Origin of the sequence: Hydrogenophaga sp. Root209, assembly GCF_001428625.1 — a bacterium.
Classification (GTDB): Bacteria; Pseudomonadota; Gammaproteobacteria; order Burkholderiales; family Burkholderiaceae_C; genus Hydrogenophaga.
On record NZ_LMIE01000029.1, the window covers coordinates 178,247 to 195,092 of the forward strand.

Consider the following 16,846-nt stretch of genomic DNA (forward strand, 5'->3'; position numbering starts at 1 on the left):
GCGGGGGGTGCTTCACATCACCCCCCCAGCGTGGCGACCAGCACCGCCTTGATGGTGTGCATGCGGTTCTCCGCCTGGTCGAACACGATGGACGCCGGGCTCTCGAACACCTCGTCGGTGACTTCCATGGCGGTGATGCCGTGCAGCCGCTCGATCTGCGCGCCCACCTCGGTCTCGGTGTTGTGGAAGGCGGGCAGGCAGTGCATGAAGCGCACGCGCGGGTTGCCGGTGAGCGCCATTGCCGCAGCGTTCACCTGGTAGGGCAGCAGCAGCTGGATGCGCTCAGCCCAGACCGATTCGGGCTCGCCCATCGAGACCCAGACGTCGGTGTAGAGGAAGTCGCAGCCCTTCACGCCAGCGGCCACGTCCTCGGTGAGCAGGATGCGCGCCCCGCTGTCCCGCGCCAGCGCCGACGCTTCATCGACGATGGCCGGGTCAGGCCACAGCGAGGCCGGCCCGCACAGGCGCACGTCCATGCCCAGCTTGGCCGCGCCGATCAGCAGCGAGTCGCCCATGTTGTTGCCGGTGTCGCCGAGAAAGCAGAAGGCGATCTCGCGCAGCGGCTTCTCGCAGTGCTCGCGCATGGTGAGCAGGTCGGCCAGGATCTGCGTCGGGTGGAACTGGTCGGTCAGGCCGTTGTAGACCGGCACGCCCGACCACTGCGCCAGCGTCTCCACCACCGCCTGGCCAAAGCCGCGGTATTCGATCGCGTCGTACACGCGCCCCAGCACCCGCGCCGTGTCCTTGATGGATTCCTTGTGGCCGATGTGGCTGCCCGAGGGCCCGAGGTAGGTAACGGTGGCGCCCTGGTCGTGCGCCGCCACCTCGAAGCCGACGCGGGTGCGCGTCGAGTCCTTCTCGAAGATGAGCGCGATCTCCTTGCCGCGCAGCATCGGCTGCTCGGTGCCTGCGTACTTGGCGGCTTTCAGGTCGGCGGCGAGCTTGAGCAGGAAGCCGATCTCGCCCGCCGTGTAGTCGCGCAAGCTCAGGAGGCTGCGGTTTTTCAGATTGAATGCCATGGTGTTTCCTTGTCAGGCCTCGCGCCAGATCGGACAGGTCATGCAGTGGCCACCGCCCCGGCCACGGCCGAGTTCGCTGCCGCGGATGGTGATGACCTCGATGCCGGCCTTGCGCAGCAGGGTGTTGGTGTGGGTGTTGCGGTCGTAGGCGATCACCACGCCCGGCTCGATGGCGACCAGGTTGTTGCCGTCGTCCCATTGTTCGCGCGCCTGCTCGTAGCTGTCGCCACCGGTCGGTATCACGCGCAGCTGCTTCAGGCCAAGACACTGCGCCACCACCTCGAACAGCGACAGGCTCTCGCGCCGGTGGTCGATGCCGCCGTGGTCGTCCGGGTACAGGCTGTGGCAGACGATCTGCGCGGCCACGTCCACGAAGCTGGTCACGGTGTCGCGGTCGCAGAACGAGAACACCGTGTCCAGGTGCATGGCCGCGCGCGACTGCGGCATCTGGCAGGCCACCACGCGCTGCACGGCGCCCGCGGCAAACAGGGCCTTCGCCAGTTGCCCCACCGCCTGCGGCGTGCTGCGCTCACCCATGCCGATCAAGACCACGCCGTTGCCGATCGGCATGATGTCGCCGCCTTCCAGCGTGGCCGGGCCGTGGTCCACGTCGGGGTCGCCCCACCACACCGGGAAGCCGGCCTGCGCGAACAGCGGGTGGTGCCGGTACACGGCAGCGGTCAGCAGCGTTTCCTGCCGCCGCGCCGGCCAGTGCATGGGGTTGAGGGTGACACCACCACCGATCCAGGCGCTGGTGTCGCGGGTGAACAGCATGTTGGGCAGCGGTGGCAGCACGAAGCCATCGGCCCCCAGGTAGGGCCCGAACATGCCGGCTGGCTTGAAGGGCAGGTCGTGCACCGCCACACCGCCGATGAGGTAGCGCGCCAGCGCCTCGGCGGGCAACCCCCACAGCCAGCCCTTGAGCTCGTCGAGCATGCCCACGCCCACGTGGTCCGGCGTGATCTTGCGCTGCAGCACCCAGTCGCGCGCGGCCGGGATGGCCAGGGTCTCGGCGAGCAGCTCGCCCATCTCCAGCACCTCGACACCACGGTCCTGCATCTTGGAGACAAAGTCGAAATGGTCGGTGCGCGCCTGCTGGACCCAGAACACGTCGTCGAACAACAAGGCATCGCAGTTCGCCGGGGTGAGGCGCTCGTGCGCCAGGCCAGGCGCGCTGACCAGCACGCGCCGCAGCTTGCCCACCTCGGAATACACGCCCAGCCGGCTGGCGCCGGCCTCGGTGGTACCGACTGCGCTCACAGGAGCACCGCCGCGCTCAGGCTGGCCATGCTGAGCAGCGCCAGCATCAACATCAAGGGCCAGATGAATCGCACCCAGCGCTGGTAGGGCACCCGGCCGATGGCCAGCCCGCCCACCACCACGGCGTAGGTGGGTGTCACCAGGTTGGTGATGCCGATCGCGGTCTGGAACGCGGTCACGGCCAACTCGCGCGGCACGCCGGCGAAGTCGGACAGCGGCGCCAGGATGGGCATGCTCAGCACCGCCAGACCCGAGGTCGACGGCACCAGCAGACTGAGCAGGCCTTCGGTGGCGAACAGCGCGTTGACAAAAGCCACGTCGGGCATGCCGCTGATCCAGCCTTCGAAGGTGTGCAGGATGGTGTCGGTGATCTTGCCCTGGTCCATGATGACCACGATGCCGCGCGCCAGGCCGATCACCAGGGCCACACCCAGCAGATCGCGCGAGCCGTCGACGAAGGCGGTGGTGAAGGGCTTCTCGCCCATCCACGCCACCAGGCCCACCGCGATGGCCGAGGCCAGGAACAGGGCCGACATCTCGGCCATCCACCAGCCCTGCGAGGCCACGCCCCAGACCATGGCGGCGAAGGTGGCGCCGAACATCAGCAGGATGATTTTTTGCTGGCCGGTGAGCACCGCCTCGCGGTGGCTTTCGCGGTTGCGCAGGAAATGCGCCTCGTTGGAATTCTTGAGATCGGCCACCAGCGAGGTCGAGGGGTCCTTGCGCACCCGCTCGGCATAGCGCATCACGTAGACCACGCAGATGAGCCAGCCCAGCGCCAGGATCACCAGCCGCAAGGCCAGCCCCTGCGTGAACGGAATGCCGGCCGCGTTGGAGGCGATGGCGGTGGAGAACGGGTTGATGGTGGAGCCGATCACGCCCACACCGGCGCCCACCATGATCACAGCCACGCCGGTGAGCGCGTCGTAGCCCACCGCGATCATCAGCGGGATCAGCAACACATAGAACGCCAGCGTCTCCTCGGCCATGCCATAGGTGGTGCCGCCAGCGGCAAACAGCAGCATCAGGGCCGGGATCATCCATTTCTCGCGCCCCTTCAAGCGCAGCATCACGCGCTCGATGCCGGTGTTGACGGCGCCGGTGGCGTTCACCACACCCAGGAAACCGCCGATGACGAGCACGAACAGCGACACGTCGATGGCGTTGGCCATGCCCGTCGTCTGGTTGTAGAAGCCGGTGATCGGCGCCATCAGCACGTCGAACATGCCCTGCGGCGCGGCCTCCACCACCTGGTAGGTGCCGGGCACCGGCGCGTCCTTGCCCAGGGCCTCGTTGGCCACGCGCTGGTACTGGCCGGCCGGCAGGATCCAGGTGAGCGCGGCCATCAGGATGATCAGCGCGAAGAGGATGGTGTATGCGGTGGGAAACCGGTCTTGAACGCTGGGCGCGGCTGTGACGGGCGCCTGCGGGCTCGTTTGGTTTGTCATGGTGTGTGCCTCCAGTGACGCTGACGCCGCCCCGTCAAGATGGCAAGTGGCCCGCGATGCATCTCGCTCGATGCTGAACCTGTGATGTCCCTTGCACCTTGACATGAGTCAAGGCAAGTGAGCTTTCGAGAAGAGAAAGGCGGCGCGTCACCGCGCCACGACCTCAAGGCTTGATCGCCACCTTCAGCACCCCGTCGCGCTGGTTCGCAAACAGCTCGTAGGCGGCCACGATGTCGTCGAGCTTGAACTGGTGCGTCACCATCAAGCCCAGGTCGATGCGGCCCGAGGCCACCACGTTCATGAGCCGGCGCATGCGCTCCTTGCCGCCCGGGCACAGCGCGGTATTGATGCGGTGGTCGCCCAGGCCGGCGGCGAAGGCCGACAGGGGAATGGTGAGGTCGCTCGAATACACACCCAGGCTGGACAAGGTGCCACCGGGCTTGAGCACGCGCAGCGCCGACTCGAACGTGGCCTGCGTGCCCAGCGCTTCGATGGACGAATCCACACCGCGCCCGCCGGTGATCTTCATGATCTCGTCGACCACGTCGCAATTCTTGAAATTGAGCGTGAGGTCGGCGCCCATCTTCTTTGCAATGCCCAGGCGGTGGTCATTGCCATCCACCGCGATGATGGTGGACGCTCCCAGCAGGCGCGCGCCGGCCGTGGCACACAGGCCGATGGGGCCTTGCGCAAACACCACCACCGTGTCGCCGATGCGGATGTTGGCGTTCTCCGCCCCCTTGAAACCGGTGGACATGATGTCGGGGCACATCAACACCTGTTCGTCGGTCAAGCCGTCGGGAATAGGCGCCAGGTTGGCCTGTGCATCGGGCACCAGCACGAACTCGGCCTGGGTGCCGTCGATGAGGTTGCCGAAGCGCCAGCCCGCCGTGGCCTTGAAACCGTGGCAGCCACACAGCCCTTGCGGAATCAGGTAGCTGCCGTCCTGCGAGGGCGCGCCGTCTTGTGCGGCGTATGAGTTGAAGTTGGGGCAGATGGCGCCGGCGATCACGCGCTGGCCTTCGGTGTAGCCCTGCACGGCGCTGCCGAGTTTTTCGATCACGCCCACAGGTTCGTGGCCAATGGTCAGGCCCTTGGACACCGGATACTCACCTTTGAGGATGTGCACGTCGGTGCCGCAGATGGTGGTGGTCGTGATGCGGATCAACGCGTCGTTGGCGCCCACATCGGGGATGGGCTTGTCCACCACTTCGATGCGGTTCTTCTCGACGAAGACCGCTGCTTTCATCATGGTGGCCATGGGCCCTCCTGGAACAGTTGAAAACCGGGTGTGTCAGGCGCTGCTGGCCTTCTTGAGGACGGCGTACAACTCGTCCTTGATCTGCAGCTTTTCCCGCTTGAGCGTTTCAATCTCGACGTGGGTCGCCATCTCGATGCCCTCCTCCATGTTCTTGATCTTCTGATCGAGGGCGTTGTGCTGGTCAAACAGCCGGGTGAAGTGGTGGTCGTTGTTCTTGAGGCTGGTGATGAGCTCTCGGTACTCTGGAAACATCGGACGGCCTTTCATTGAATGCGGACAGGAGGCTGCCGCGGTGGACTTCAGTGTGGTGCACGATCCCCCCTGGCCTGTTGACTCAGGTCAAACCGTGCGCAATTGAACAGCTTGGACGGGATGCGCCATCGCATCTGTGCGCCAGCGCCCAGACCACGCCAGGCGCACCCCTCAGGATGCCTGGGAAGACCCACCCGAATGGAGATCCATGATTGACGACGCCCAGCTGCACCACCCGCCCCGCACCGCCAGCGACCACTTCGCACGGGGCGTGACGAAGCTGCTGCGATTTCTTGCGGATGCGTTCTTTGCCAAACGTTACGGCCACCGCGCCATCGTGCTGGAGACGGTGGCGGCCGTGCCGGGCATGGTGGGCGCCACGCTCACCCATCTGCATTCCTTGCGCCGCATGGTCAACGATGAAGGCTGGATCCGCACCCTGATGGAAGAAGCAGAAAACGAGCGCATGCACCTGATGACCTTCATCGAGGTCGCCAGACCCACTGTGCTGGAACGCTGGCTCATCCTCTTTGCCCAGTGGATCTTCTACCTCGGGTTCTTTGCGCTGTATCTCGTCTCGCGCCGCACGGCGCACCGCCTGGTGGGCTACTTTGAAGAAGAAGCGGTGATCAGCTACACGCAGTACCTGGCCGAGATCGACTCGGGCCGCGCACCCAACGGACCCGCGCCCGACATCGCCAAACGCTACTGGAAGCTCAGCGACAACGCCACCTTGCGCGACGTGGTGCTGGTGGTGCGCGCCGACGAGGCGCACCACCGCGACATCAACCACGGCCTGTCCAGCCAACTGGCCGGAGAACCGGCCCGCACCGAGCCGCCAGCGCCCTACCCGGACCACGCCGACCTGCGCGAACAGCGGCATGTTGCGTGACGCGCTGGGTGCGGCTGTAGCGAGCCTTCGCGGCCCCTCTAACCCGGACGCGAGAAGCGCTTGCGCGCTCGCTCAGCCTGCTCTCGAATCACGCAACCCTCGGCGTGATCGTTGATCAGGCCCATGGCCTGCATGAAGACATACACCGTCGTGGGGCCGACGAATTTCCAGGCGAGCTTCTTCAGATCTTTCGAGAGCTGATGCGACTGCGCCGAGGTGGACGCAGTCTGCGGCGGGCCCGTCAGCGTTTCGTCGGGCTCGTAGCGCCAGAGGGAGGCGGCCAGTGAGCCCTCCCGCTGCAGCATCTCTTGCGCACGGCGTGCGTTGTTGATGACCGCCTCGATCTTGCCGCGATGACGAACAATGCCCGCATCCTGCAGAAGACGGTCCACGTCCTTCTCGGTGAAGCGCGCGATGCGGTCGACTACGAACCGAGACCGTCACATGAGTGGCTGTTTTGGGGCAGGACGTACTTCGGCTTTGGGCCCGCTACGGTCCTCCAGTGAGGTCCTGCCGGTGATAGGTTTGAAGTTAGAGCCGACACTGAGCGAAGGGTCTGATGCGAGTTGGACAAACTCAAAGCGTCCGAAACACCTCTGCAAACATTGGCACGAGCAGCTTGTTTCCAAATTCACTCAAATGGTCATCATCAGAATACAAAGGGCGACCGGATCTGCTGCCGTAACAACGGCCATCAAGACATAGGTAAGGAGTCGGGTCAAGAATCTTGATGCCACATCGGTCGCGTGCAGCATCTTGCGCTGCCCACACCCACGCATTGCGTTGTTGATAGGCATCTATGAAAATAGCAAGATCGTCATTCAGCCCTACTGCCATTCGCCGTGACAGTTTCTTCGGCACATGAAATCCCATCTCCGGAATGGGACGCACCATGTACACGGTGCGTCGTTTGGCCATTCGACAGGCTGATTGAGTAATGTGGTCGGCAAATTCAGCTAAAAATTCAGGCGTAGCGCTCGTATAAATCTTTGAAAAATAAGCCTCCGGCACTTCTGCTGGATTCTGGTCCTCATTAAGACCAAAGGCCCCATGCGCGTATCTGTTGACTATTACGACAGGAATTTCAGGTGGCAGCGTCTGTAAGTGCGCTTCGGCCCATTCAATGAACTCCTGGCATTGATAGCCCTTATTTTGACGTCGTAGTGCTTTAGTGGTTCTCTTCAGGCCGGGAACAAAAGCGCAGCCACTGTACGTCCACTCGACTACCCCTGCATCTCCTTTTCCCTGTGCTTCGGCAAGACTGGTTATCAGCGCGTTGGCATGACTGTCGCCGATGACAATAACCTTCCAATCCTCCCCCCCGTAAACACAAGACGGTGTCGTCAGGCCCTTTGTAAGGTGACACGTTTTGCGTCGCGGGTTAACGTTCTCAGACTCCCTTGCAGCCAAGTCAACGGCAGGTGCAAACCGACTCGCTACACCCTGTTGTTTCCAAACCCCCGCCGCAGGCAGCACCACTACTAACACGGCCAAAGCCAAACCACCTCCAGCGTAGACCCACTGCTGCCGCTCCAGAAAACGCCGTGAGGTGCCTTCTACCCACAAATACGATAAATGACCCAAAAGCGCTGAGAGCAAAATCGCCCCAGTAATCGCCATCGGGTTGTCGCGCAAATCATAGTAAACGAGAGCGACGAATACAGGCCAGTGCCATAGGTAAAGCGAATAAGACCGGTCACCCAGCCACTGAGGAATCCTGCTGGCAGTCCATATCGAACTGCGGTTGGCTACCAGCACCAAAACAGCCGCAGCCACTGGCAGCAAAGCGCGCCACCCTGGCCAAGCCGTATCTTTGTCAAACACCGCAATGGCCAGCACGATCAGCAGCAAACCCGCAGACTCTATCCATCGACGCTGGGCATCGGATCGTTTGAAGTTGGCGGCAAGCAAGAACACCAGTCCACCCGTCAACATCTCCCACGCTCGGGTATGAAGCAAATAGAAGGCCGCACTAGGTTGCGTGTTTGTCACCCAGATCGATGCAGACAGCGAAGCCATTAGCGCTACTGTCACTGCCCACGTTTGCGCCACCCGCCCGGGCTTCACGCGCCACACTGCCCACAAAGCAACAGGCAGGATCAAATAAAACTGCCACTCCACTGAAAGCGACCACGTATGGAGCAACCACTTTTCATGCGATGCCACGTCAAAGTATCCCGCTTCTCGCCAAAACGCCATATTGGACAAGAACGTTAGTGCGTAGGCAGCATGTGCGCTCAGCATCTTGTAGTCTGGTGGAGGCAATACAAACCAGCCGAGAGCCAACAACACCGCGCACAGGACGAGCAACGCGGGCACAATTCTTCGCCCCCGCGCCATGTAAAAACCGATCACCGATAAAGATCCACGTTCCAACCCCTTGATGACGATGCTGGTCATCAAATAGCCGGAAATGACAAAAAAGACATCGACGCCGACAAATCCGCCGCTGAAGCCGGGGACGCCAAAATGGTAAAAAACGACTGCGATGACGGCCCAAGCACGAAGCCCGTTTATGTCATGGCGAAAATTCGTGCGAAATTCTGACGAGTTTGTCACTAAGGGGGCTTCCGAATCTTCTAGTAGTTTGAGAATAACTTGAGTCGCTCAATTTTCAGCCGACATCGCTCGTCTGGATTTAGCTGATTTGTCAGAATTTCGAACGCTTGCGAAAGACCGCTGTCAGTCCGAAACAGCCTGATAGCAGTGCAAACTAGGCAGCGGCTTCTGGCCGAAATCGGCCGCTGGTAACAACTTAGATGCCGCGGTTAGCGCACGCCTGGCGGTACGCATCATTGATCTCCTTGGCCTTGGCCTCCGCGATCGCGGTGAACTCAGGCCCCAGGCCGGCCACCTTGTCGGGGTGGTACATCCGGATCTTGCGTTTGTAGGCCTGCTTGATATCGTCGATGTTGGCCACCGAACTCACCTCCAGCACTTGGTACCAGAGCCTGGGGGCTGGATTGCTGGCGGCTTGAGCGGCTTTCGAGGTCGCCTCCTGCTGCGCTTGGCGAGCGGCCTCCTCATCATCGCGTCTAAACCAGTTGGGCTGCTCGCCGGGTCCCTGCTTTTGCTGAAAGCCCTTGAAGTCATCGCGTCGAGAGGTGTTGTCGTGCTGGCGCGATGCAGCCTCAGACTGGACCCCTGGACTGGGCTCAGCCTGGTTGCCTGGCAGCTTGTCCATGAAGTGCTTGACGACAAAGTAGCCCGCAAGGGCGGCGAGCCCGACGAACCACCATTCACTGACCTTCAGGTCTTCAAACATCCTCTGGCCTCCATGATCCACTGCTGGGTGATGCTGAGGTGATTCAGCACTGCAGAGCTGGCCGCTCCCAGATCTCCTGCGCGGGTATCCCAAGGGCTTGCGTCCTCGGTAGACGCCTCATCGAGCTCGTACCCTTGTGTCATCTCCAGCATGTCCATGCGGCTCGAAAGTTTCTGGGTGAATTCCTCACGATCATCTCCGTCCACCACACGTTTGAGCTCGCGCAGACCCAGACCAAGCGCCGAGATGGCGACCCGCTTCTTGTACGTGAGGCGCTTGCCCAGATTCATCAGGTAAGCGGGAACGAACAGGGCCTCTGCTGCCGCGCCGAGCACAGCAGAGCCGCTGAGCTGCAGTTGGTGGCGTCGAGTGATGAGCACGGCCAAAGCCGCCACCCAAACGACCAAGTGCAGCACGATGAAGCCGATAAGCGCTGGCGTGAAGCCGATCCGAAAAGACAGTGCAGCAAGAAAAATCACGATGACCAAATATGCGTAGCCCAGAGAGCTGAAGCCGTTCAATGTGGGCAAAGCGGAACTCACCAGCAAACGCCCCTGCTTCCATTGCCTGGGATCCACGTCACCAAAACACTCGGTGGTCACAAGACCCCGGTCAAACAGGTTCAGCGGGTTGAGCATGACCATCTCCTTGCCGGCGGCGGTCAATCGGCTGGACGCGTCGTAGCGGAGAACGCCGCGCCGTCCGAACCTCAACAGATCGCAGCCACGAGGCACGATGATCAGGTTGTCGAAAAAGAGGAAGGCCGCCACCACCAGCCAAAAGAGGGCGGTCTCACTGGGCATGTTCGGGCTTCACTGCGAGGTCTTCTTCTTGTTGAAGAAGTTCTTGACCACGCCCCACAAGGCCGCCAGGCCGGCCAATATGGCAATGCCTATGGCTTTGAAGCCACCCTTGCTCGTGGCCACCGCGGCGGCTCCACCCAGGACCAGTGCGCCAAGGCCGTAGGCGGCGACCTTGTCGCCCTGTTTCCAGTCGCTGTATTTCTCACCGTCAACGTAGTTGAAGTTGGCCATGGCGACCTTGAACTCAGCAAGGTCTCGCTCGACGGTGTCTGGCGCGCCGGTAACCAGAACAACGTTGGTGTAACCGCTGCGGCCAAGGATCTTGGTGCTCACGTTGGCGTAGACAGCCTGGGTTTGCTCGTCGCGCAGCAGGGTGCCCCATTCCAGTCGCTTGTTGGCGGTGTCGTAGCGCGGCGGGATGGCCCAACCCAACAAGGTCAAAGCAGAAAAGCCTTGTTCGCGGCGCGTGGCCGCCTCTTTGGCGTTGTTCTCCTTCAGCGAGGTGAGGAGATTGTCGGCATCGATCTTCTCGTCGTCCTTTACCAAACCTTCTGGAGCAAAACTCAGAATTGCGAACCAGCCCGACTCCAAGGCGGCAATGGTGTTGCTGCGGCCGCCAGTAGACGGGTTGCCATTGATCACCAGGAACTTGTCCGTGTCAGCCGGTGTGAGGAAGCTGTACTTTTCACTGGCCAGGAAGGTGGCCTTGTCCGCAATGCTTCCGACCTTGCCAGCCTCATACCAGCCGAGTTCGGCGAGCTGGCGCGACGTTTCTTGTTGCTCCGCCTGCGTTTGCGCGAAAACCACCGAAGGTATGACCACGGTGGCCCCAATCGCACAACACAAGACGGCCGCACTCACTACCGACTTCAACTTCTTGTTCATGAATTCCCCCCTTGAAAGAAATGCAGACCACCTCTCGGGCGAGGGTGTGTCCAAAAGTGACAGAAATGCCGAGCTCGTTTATCGATGACCGCATCGAGGGCGTCAAGAGCAAACTGGCGTTGGGGATCCCCCTGCGGACTTGGTGTCGTTTCAGCGTCTCAGTTTGCCAGCTGCGTCGAGGGGATTTACCACAGATGGGGGATGCCTGTGGGTACCGCGAAAGCGGTTTGGTCAACAGCTTGCAGCGCCGCGGCAAAGAGCTGCGTCGATGCGGTATGCGTCAGTCCAACGGCCAGGGCAGATCGCGCTGCAGGGCCGGCACTTCAATGGGGCGCGCGGGTTGCACACCCTCGTCCAGCCCTCGCCACCACGGCACCACGCCCTCCAGATGCGCCGGCTCCACCGCCTCGCCCAGGCGCGGCATGAGCAGCGGCACACCCAGCGAGGGCGCCAGTTGCAGCAGGGTCTCCACCGGTTCGTCCCAGGCGTGCATGGCCAGGCTGAAGGTGCCCCAGTGCACCGGCAGAAAAGCACCACCGCCCAAGAGCGCGTGGGCTTTCAAGGCGTTCACCGGGCCCAGGTGGATGTCGCCCCAGGCGGGGTGGAAGGCGCCCACTTCCAGCATGACCAGATCGAACGGGCCCAGCCGCTCACGGATGGTGGCGTACTCGGTGGTGAGGCCCGTGTCGCCGCTGAAGAACACGCGGTGCTGCTCGGACTGCACCACCATCGACGACCACAGCGTGGCGTTGCGGTCCTTGAAGCCGCGTCCTGAAAAATGCTGCGACGGCGCGGCGGTGATGGTGAGACCGGTGTGGGGCACGCGGTGGCTCTCCCACCAGTCCAGCTCGGTGATGCGCTCGGCCGCCACGCCCCAGGCCTGCAGGTGGGCGCCCACGCCCAGCGACGTGACGAAGGGCACGGCGCTGTGTTTCGCCAGCGCGCGGATGGTGGGGTAGTCGAGGTGGTCGTAGTGGTCGTGCGAGATCACCACCACGTCCACCTCGGGCATCTGCCGCAGGCGCAGCGGCACCGGTTGAAAGCGCTTGGGGCCGAGCAGCCGAAAGGGTGATGCGCGCGTGCCCCACACCGGGTCGGTCAGCACGCGGTGGCCGTCGATCTCGATCAGCACCGTGGAGTGCCCCAGCCAGGTGGCACGCAAGCCGCTTTGCACCGGGCGGCTCCAGGCCTCGCGCGGGTCGTGTGAGGGCAGCGGCCCGGTCGGCGCGCGCCGGCCGCCCGAGCTCAGAAATTCCTTGAGCGTGGGCCGGGGCACGGTCGCATCGCGCAGCCCGGGCAAGGCCGGGTGCACGTTGCGAAAGCCCAGACCGTCCCACATCGTTGATGCGCGCATGCGCTCCAGGCGCGCGCCCAGGGCGCGTTTGCCAAACGAGTTCATGGCGCAACCGCCGGGCGGCCGGGCAGGCTCAGGCGCGCGGTGGCCGGCGCCATCTCCGACAGCAGCCGCCCTTGGCGCCACACTTTCAAGCGCGTGGCCCGCAGGCGGATGGCTTCGATCGGGTCGCGCGCCTGCAGCAGCACGAAGCTGGCATCACAGCCCGCTTCAATGCCGTAGCCCTGCAGCCCCATCACTTTCGCGGCGTTGGTGGTCACGGCTTCAAAGCATTGGCGCATGCCGGCCTGGCTCGTCATCTGCGCCACGTGCAGGCCCATGTGGGCCACCTCCAGCATGTCGCCACTGCCCAGCGAATACCAGGGGTCCATCACGCAGTCGTGGCCAAAGGCCACCGTCACGCCGGCGGCCATGAGCTCGGGCACGCGTGTCATGCCTCGGCGTTTGGGGTAGGTGTCGTGCCGGCCCTGCAGCGTGATGTTGATGAGCGGATTGGCCACCGCGCTCACGCCAGACTCCGCGATCAGCGGAATCAGCTTGGAGACGTAGTAGTTGTCCATGCTGTGCATGGAGGTGAGGTGCGAGCCGTTCACGCGGCCCTGCAGGCCCAGGCGCTGCGTCTCGAAGGCCAGGGTCTCGATGTGGCGCGAGAGCGGGTCGTCGCTTTCGTCGCAGTGCATGTCCACCGGCAGGCCCAACTCGGCGGCCAACTCACACAGCAGCTTGATGCTGGCGGTGCCCTGCTCAAAAGTGCGCTCGAAATGCGGGATGCCACCGACCACGTCAACGCCCATGTCCAGCGCACGGATCAGGTTGTTCAGCCCGCCGTGTGAGCGCAGCACACCGTCTTGCGGAAAGGCGACCAGCTGCACGTCGAGGTATGGCGCCATGCGCTTCTTGGCCTCCAGCATGGCGCGCACCGGCAGCAGGCTCGGGTCGCTGGTGTCCACGTGGCTGCGGATGGCCAGCAGCCCCTTGGCCACGGCCCAGTCGCCGTAGGCCAGGGCACGCTCCACCAGCGCCTCTTCGGTCAGCAGCGGCTTGAGCTCGCCCCACAGGGCAATGCCTTCGAGCAGCGTGCCGCTCTGGTTCACGCGCGGCAGGCCGTAGCTCAGCGTGGCGTCCATGTGGAAGTGCGGGTCGCAAAACGGCGGGGTGAGCAACTGGCCTTGCGCGTGCACGGTGTCGTGCGCGGGCGCGCTCAACCCCGCGCTCACCTCGGTGATGCGGCCGTCTTGCACGGCCACGCTCATGTCGGCGCGGCCGTCGGGCAGGGTGGCGTGGGTGATCAGCAGGTCAAGCATGCGTGTTCCCCTTCAGCCCTTGCCCAGCGGTGGCCTGCCGAAGAGGTTGGAGACGTTGCTGATGGGTCCCAGCTCCGATGCCGCGGCCAGCAAGGCGGGCATGAGGTTGTGCATCGCATCCATGGTGAGGCGCTGGCGCGGCCCGGCGATGCTGATGACGCCGATGGCTTCGTGGCGCCTAAACACCGGCGCTGCCATCGCGCTCATGCCGGGGGCAAACACCTCATCGATCATGGCGCAGCCACGCACCCGCGCGGCGTGCAGAAACCCCAGCAGCGCCTTGATGGTGGTCGGCGCCTTGGGGCCGAATTCCTTCGGTGCGCCGAAGCCCTGGTGCGCCACCAGTTCGAGCGCGCGTTCGTCGCTCAGGGTCTGCAGCCAGGCGTGGCCAGAGGCCGTGCAGGACAGGCGCGCCTCCATGCCCATGTCGGGGTCGTAGCGGATGCCCTGCTGGCGCGTGCCCTGCGCCTTGGCCACCCAGATCAGGCGGTCGTCGTCCACGATCGACAACCGCACGAGTTCACCCGATTGCAGCGCCAGCCGCTCCAGCAGCGGCTCGGCAATGTCGACGATGCCCGCGTGGCTGAGGTAACCCAGGCCGAGGGACACCACCTTGGTGGTGAGCTGGTAGTCGCCCTGCTTGCGCTTCTGCCGCACATAGCCACAGTGCTGAAGATCACCCAGCAGGCGGTGGCAGGCGCTCAGGGGAATGTCCAGGTCCTGCGCCATGTGGGCCAGGGGCAACCCGTCGGGGTTGCGCGAGAGGTGTTCGAGCAAGGCAAGACCACGGTCAAGGGCAAGGTTCATGGGAGATTTCTTTATGCGGAATCACTTTCCAATCTGGAAAGAGTTTCCTGAACCGGGGCAAGAATCGCTGCAAGACAAGCGTGATCGACACACACCGGTTGATCGCAGCACGGAAAAACCTGGAGACAAATATAGGGCCAAGCCCACGCCACGGCTAGCCCGCCGCACCGCACGGGCGCGCTCAAGCCGCGCCAACCTTCTCACCGCCATGACCACCACCGTCTACATCCTCAACGGCCCCAACCTCAACCTGTTGGGCATCCGCGAACCCCACCTCTACGGCCACACCACACTGGCCCAGATCGAGCAGCGTTGCCGCGCGGTGTGCGCCGAACTCGGGCTCCCGTGTGAGTTCCGTCAGTCCAACCACGAAGGCGTGCTGGTCGACTGGGTGCAGGAGGCGCGCGCACTGGGCGCGGCCGTGCTCATCAACCCGGCCGGTCTGTCTTTCCGCTCCATCCCGCTGCTCGATGCGCTCAAGACGCTGGACCAGCCGGTGATGGAAGTGCACCTCACCAACATCCACCGGCGTGAGGCGCTCTACCAGCAGTCCATCATTTCGCTGGGCGCCACCGGGGTCATCTGCGGCCTCGGGCCCTACGGCTACGAACTGGCATTGCACGCCTTGGCCCGGCACCTCACACCTGCCGTTGCCGCCTGAGCACGCGGCCCCCGTTTCATCCGCTTTCTTCGCCACCGACAACTTCACAGGAGACAACACCATGAAAGCTGCCCTCACCCGCCGTTGCGCCCTTGCCACGGGCGCCACCCTCGCCGCCGCAGCGCTGTGGCCGGGCCTAGCCCAGGCCCAGAGCACGCTGCGATTTGCCGCCGTGTTCTCAGACACCGACATCCGCGCCGAGATGATGAAGCGCCTGGCTGCCGATGTGGCCGCAGACCACAAGATCGACCTGTTCCTCAACTCCACGCTGTTTCGCCAGGGCACCGAGCTGGTGGCTTTGCAACGCGACAACCTGGAGATGGGCAACATCTCGCCGCAAGACATCTCGAAGCAGGTGCCTTCGTGGTCGCTGCTGACCTCGGCCTACCTGTTTCGCGACGCCAACCACCTCAACGCCTTCTTCGCCAGCGACATGGGCGCACAGATGAAGAAGCAGGTCGAAGACCAGCTCAAGGTGAAGATCCTCGGCCCCACCTTCTTCGGCACGCGCCACGTGGGTCTGCGCGGCAAGAAGAAGATCAACACCCCGGCCGACCTGGCGGGTGTGAAGCTGCGCATGCCCCCGGGAGACGCCTGGCAACTGCTGGGCCGCTCGCTCGGCGCCAACCCCACGCCACTGGCCTACGCCGAGACCTACACCGGCCTGCAGACCGGCACCGTGGACGGCCAGGACAACCCGCTGCCCAACGTGCAGAACATGAAGTTCAACGAGGTGATGGGCCAGATCGTGTTGACCTCGCACCTGGTGGGCTTTGATCTGCTCACGATGAACCTCAAGTCCTGGCAAGCCATGTCGCCCGAGAAGCAGCGCGCGTTTCAGGCCGCGGCGGACAAGGCCATCGCCTGGAGCACGGCCGAGCACCAGAAGCGCGAGGCCGACCTGGCCGAAGGCTTCCGCCGAGGTGGCCTGGACGTGTACGCGCCCAACATCAACGCCTTCCGCGAATACGCGCAGAAGATCTACCTGGCGTCTGACGAGGCCAAGGCATGGCCAGCCGGCATGCTGGAAAAAATCAACGCGATGAGATGAGAGGCGCCCCCGCCGCGCTTCGCGCGACCCCCTCAAGGGGGCGGCACCTGCGGCCCGGCAAAGCCGGTTCCGCGGTGCCCCCCGGTGAGACTTGCGGATGAGAAACCTCCAACGTTTTGCCGACGGGGTGGCCGCAGCTCTGCTCGCGGTCATCTTCATCGCCTTCATCCTGCAGATCGTCCTGCGCTACGTGTTCGACTGGCCGGTGGGCTGGACGGCGGAGATCTCGCTCGTGGCCTGGCTCTGGCTGGTGCTGTGGGGCTCGGCCTTCGTGCTCAAGGACGCGGACGAGATCCGCATCGACGTGCTGGACATCGCCTTCGGCCCTCGCCTGCGCCGCGTCGCACGGGCCATCGGGTCCATCGCCATCGTCGTGCTCTTCGGCATGGCGCTGCCGGCCACCTGGGACTACGTGAGCTTCATGAAAGTGGAGAGCACCTCTTACCTCAAGATCCGCTTCGACTGGTTGTTCTCGATCTACCTGGCGTTTGCCGTGGCCGTGATCGCGCGCCACCTGTGGCAGATCTTCGGGCTGCTGCGCGGACCCCGCATCGATCCGATCGACCCTCCCCTCACCTGAAAAC

The 16,846-nt window shown here is 63.6% G+C and carries 16 protein-coding genes and 1 pseudogene; 4 read left to right on the forward strand and 13 right to left on the reverse strand.

What is annotated here, in order from left to right; genetic code table 11:
• Positions 1–17 precede the first annotated feature (17 nt).
• The 5 genes from argF to ASE11_RS14375 form a co-directional block, all read right to left on the reverse strand.
• Positions 18–1,019 (reverse strand): ornithine carbamoyltransferase, encoded by a 1,002-nt coding sequence (gene argF / locus ASE11_RS14355; protein ID WP_056272689.1) that lies wholly within the window; start codon positions 1,017–1,019, stop codon positions 18–20.
• Between the two features lie 12 nt (positions 1,020–1,031).
• On the reverse strand, positions 1,032–2,279 hold the full coding sequence (gene arcA, locus ASE11_RS14360; protein WP_056272692.1) for an arginine deiminase: 1,248 nt from the start codon (positions 2,277–2,279) through the stop codon (positions 1,032–1,034).
• A complete protein-coding gene (locus tag ASE11_RS14365) occupies positions 2,276–3,727 on the reverse strand; it encodes a YfcC family protein (RefSeq protein WP_056272694.1) in 1,452 nt (483 codons plus the stop codon). The genes arcA and ASE11_RS14365 overlap by 4 nt, the downstream gene beginning before the upstream one ends.
• A 163-nt stretch (positions 3,728–3,890) precedes the next feature.
• A complete protein-coding gene (locus ASE11_RS14370) occupies positions 3,891–4,988 on the reverse strand; it encodes an NAD(P)-dependent alcohol dehydrogenase (RefSeq protein WP_056272697.1) in 1,098 nt (365 codons plus the stop codon).
• Positions 4,989–5,021: 33 nt separating this feature from the next.
• A complete protein-coding gene (locus tag ASE11_RS14375; RefSeq protein WP_056272700.1) occupies positions 5,022–5,240 on the reverse strand; it encodes a YdcH family protein in 219 nt (72 codons plus the stop codon).
• A gap of 208 nt (positions 5,241–5,448) precedes the next feature.
• Between ASE11_RS14375 and ASE11_RS14380 the strand changes: the two genes are divergently transcribed.
• Complete coding sequence (locus tag ASE11_RS14380; protein WP_056272703.1) at positions 5,449–6,132, forward strand: alternative oxidase; 684 nt, start codon at positions 5,449–5,451, stop codon at positions 6,130–6,132.
• A 38-nt stretch (positions 6,133–6,170) separates the two neighbouring features.
• On the opposite strand, the pseudogene ASE11_RS14385 reads toward ASE11_RS14380, so the two are convergent.
• From ASE11_RS14385 to ASE11_RS14415, 8 genes and pseudogenes are all read right to left on the reverse strand, one after another.
• Positions 6,171–6,563 (reverse strand): annotated as a pseudogene (locus tag ASE11_RS14385) (DNA-3-methyladenine glycosylase I); the annotation flags it as partial.
• A gap of 145 nt (positions 6,564–6,708) precedes the next feature.
• Positions 6,709–8,691, reverse strand: coding sequence for an acyltransferase family protein (locus ASE11_RS25420; protein ID WP_082585751.1), 1,983 nt, complete (start codon positions 8,689–8,691; stop codon positions 6,709–6,711).
• A 196-nt stretch (positions 8,692–8,887) separates the two neighbouring features.
• Positions 8,888–9,397, reverse strand: a complete 510-nt coding sequence (locus ASE11_RS26915; RefSeq protein WP_056272706.1) for a J domain-containing protein — start codon at positions 9,395–9,397, stop codon at positions 8,888–8,890.
• Positions 9,382–10,200, reverse strand: a complete 819-nt coding sequence (locus ASE11_RS14395) for a hypothetical protein (protein WP_056272709.1) — start codon at positions 10,198–10,200, stop codon at positions 9,382–9,384. Before ASE11_RS14395 ends, ASE11_RS26915 begins: the two co-directional genes overlap by 16 nt.
• Positions 10,201–10,209: 9 nt before the next feature.
• Positions 10,210–11,085: a DUF2167 domain-containing protein gene (locus ASE11_RS14400; protein WP_056272713.1), complete on the reverse strand. Its 876-nt coding sequence runs from the start codon at positions 11,083–11,085 to the stop codon at positions 10,210–10,212.
• Between the two features lie 280 nt (positions 11,086–11,365).
• Positions 11,366–12,484, reverse strand: coding sequence for an MBL fold metallo-hydrolase (locus tag ASE11_RS14405; RefSeq protein WP_056272716.1), 1,119 nt, complete (start codon positions 12,482–12,484; stop codon positions 11,366–11,368).
• Complete coding sequence (locus ASE11_RS14410) at positions 12,481–13,743, reverse strand: amidohydrolase family protein (protein ID WP_056272719.1); 1,263 nt, start codon at positions 13,741–13,743, stop codon at positions 12,481–12,483. The genes ASE11_RS14405 and ASE11_RS14410 overlap by 4 nt, the downstream gene beginning before the upstream one ends.
• A 12-nt stretch (positions 13,744–13,755) precedes the next feature.
• Complete coding sequence (locus tag ASE11_RS14415; RefSeq protein WP_056272722.1) at positions 13,756–14,550, reverse strand: IclR family transcriptional regulator; 795 nt, start codon at positions 14,548–14,550, stop codon at positions 13,756–13,758.
• A gap of 208 nt (positions 14,551–14,758) precedes the next feature.
• Between ASE11_RS14415 and ASE11_RS14420 the strand changes: the two genes are divergently transcribed.
• From ASE11_RS14420 to ASE11_RS14430, 3 genes are all read left to right on the forward strand, one after another.
• Entirely contained in the window at positions 14,759–15,211 is a 453-nt protein-coding gene (locus ASE11_RS14420; protein WP_056272725.1) for a type II 3-dehydroquinate dehydratase, read from the forward strand.
• A 61-nt stretch (positions 15,212–15,272) separates the two neighbouring features.
• On the forward strand, positions 15,273–16,262 hold the full coding sequence (gene dctP, locus ASE11_RS14425) for a TRAP transporter substrate-binding protein DctP (RefSeq protein WP_056272728.1): 990 nt from the start codon (positions 15,273–15,275) through the stop codon (positions 16,260–16,262).
• Positions 16,263–16,359: 97 nt separating this feature from the next.
• Complete coding sequence (locus ASE11_RS14430) at positions 16,360–16,842, forward strand: TRAP transporter small permease (RefSeq protein WP_056272731.1); 483 nt, start codon at positions 16,360–16,362, stop codon at positions 16,840–16,842.
• Positions 16,843–16,846 lie beyond the last annotated feature (4 nt).

What these genes read in the sequence shown, in the direction of transcription:
- argF (WP_056272689.1), bottom strand. Translation starts at nt 1,019, where the DNA reads ATGGCATTCAATCTGAAAAACCGCAGCCTCCTGAGCTTGCGCGACTAC.
- ASE11_RS14365 (WP_056272694.1), bottom strand. Translation starts at nt 3,727, where the DNA reads ATGACAAACCAAACGAGCCCGCAGGCGCCCGTCACAGCCGCGCCCAGC.
- dctP (WP_056272728.1), top strand. Translation starts at nt 15,273, where the DNA reads ATGAAAGCTGCCCTCACCCGCCGTTGCGCCCTTGCCACGGGCGCCACC.
- ASE11_RS14380 (WP_056272703.1), top strand. Translation starts at nt 5,449, where the DNA reads ATGATTGACGACGCCCAGCTGCACCACCCGCCCCGCACCGCCAGCGAC.
- ASE11_RS14410 (WP_056272719.1), bottom strand. Translation starts at nt 13,743, where the DNA reads ATGCTTGACCTGCTGATCACCCACGCCACCCTGCCCGACGGCCGCGCC.
- ASE11_RS14375 (WP_056272700.1), bottom strand. Translation starts at nt 5,240, where the DNA reads ATGTTTCCAGAGTACCGAGAGCTCATCACCAGCCTCAAGAACAACGAC.
- ASE11_RS14395 (WP_056272709.1), bottom strand. Translation starts at nt 10,200, where the DNA reads ATGCCCAGTGAGACCGCCCTCTTTTGGCTGGTGGTGGCGGCCTTCCTC.
- ASE11_RS14405 (WP_056272716.1), bottom strand. Translation starts at nt 12,484, where the DNA reads ATGAACTCGTTTGGCAAACGCGCCCTGGGCGCGCGCCTGGAGCGCATG.
- ASE11_RS14400 (WP_056272713.1), bottom strand. Translation starts at nt 11,085, where the DNA reads ATGAACAAGAAGTTGAAGTCGGTAGTGAGTGCGGCCGTCTTGTGTTGT.
- ASE11_RS26915 (WP_056272706.1), bottom strand. Translation starts at nt 9,397, where the DNA reads ATGTTTGAAGACCTGAAGGTCAGTGAATGGTGGTTCGTCGGGCTCGCC.
- ASE11_RS14420 (WP_056272725.1), top strand. Translation starts at nt 14,759, where the DNA reads ATGACCACCACCGTCTACATCCTCAACGGCCCCAACCTCAACCTGTTG.
- ASE11_RS14430 (WP_056272731.1), top strand. Translation starts at nt 16,360, where the DNA reads ATGAGAAACCTCCAACGTTTTGCCGACGGGGTGGCCGCAGCTCTGCTC.
- ASE11_RS14415 (WP_056272722.1), bottom strand. Translation starts at nt 14,550, where the DNA reads ATGAACCTTGCCCTTGACCGTGGTCTTGCCTTGCTCGAACACCTCTCG.
- ASE11_RS14370 (WP_056272697.1), bottom strand. Translation starts at nt 4,988, where the DNA reads ATGGCCACCATGATGAAAGCAGCGGTCTTCGTCGAGAAGAACCGCATC.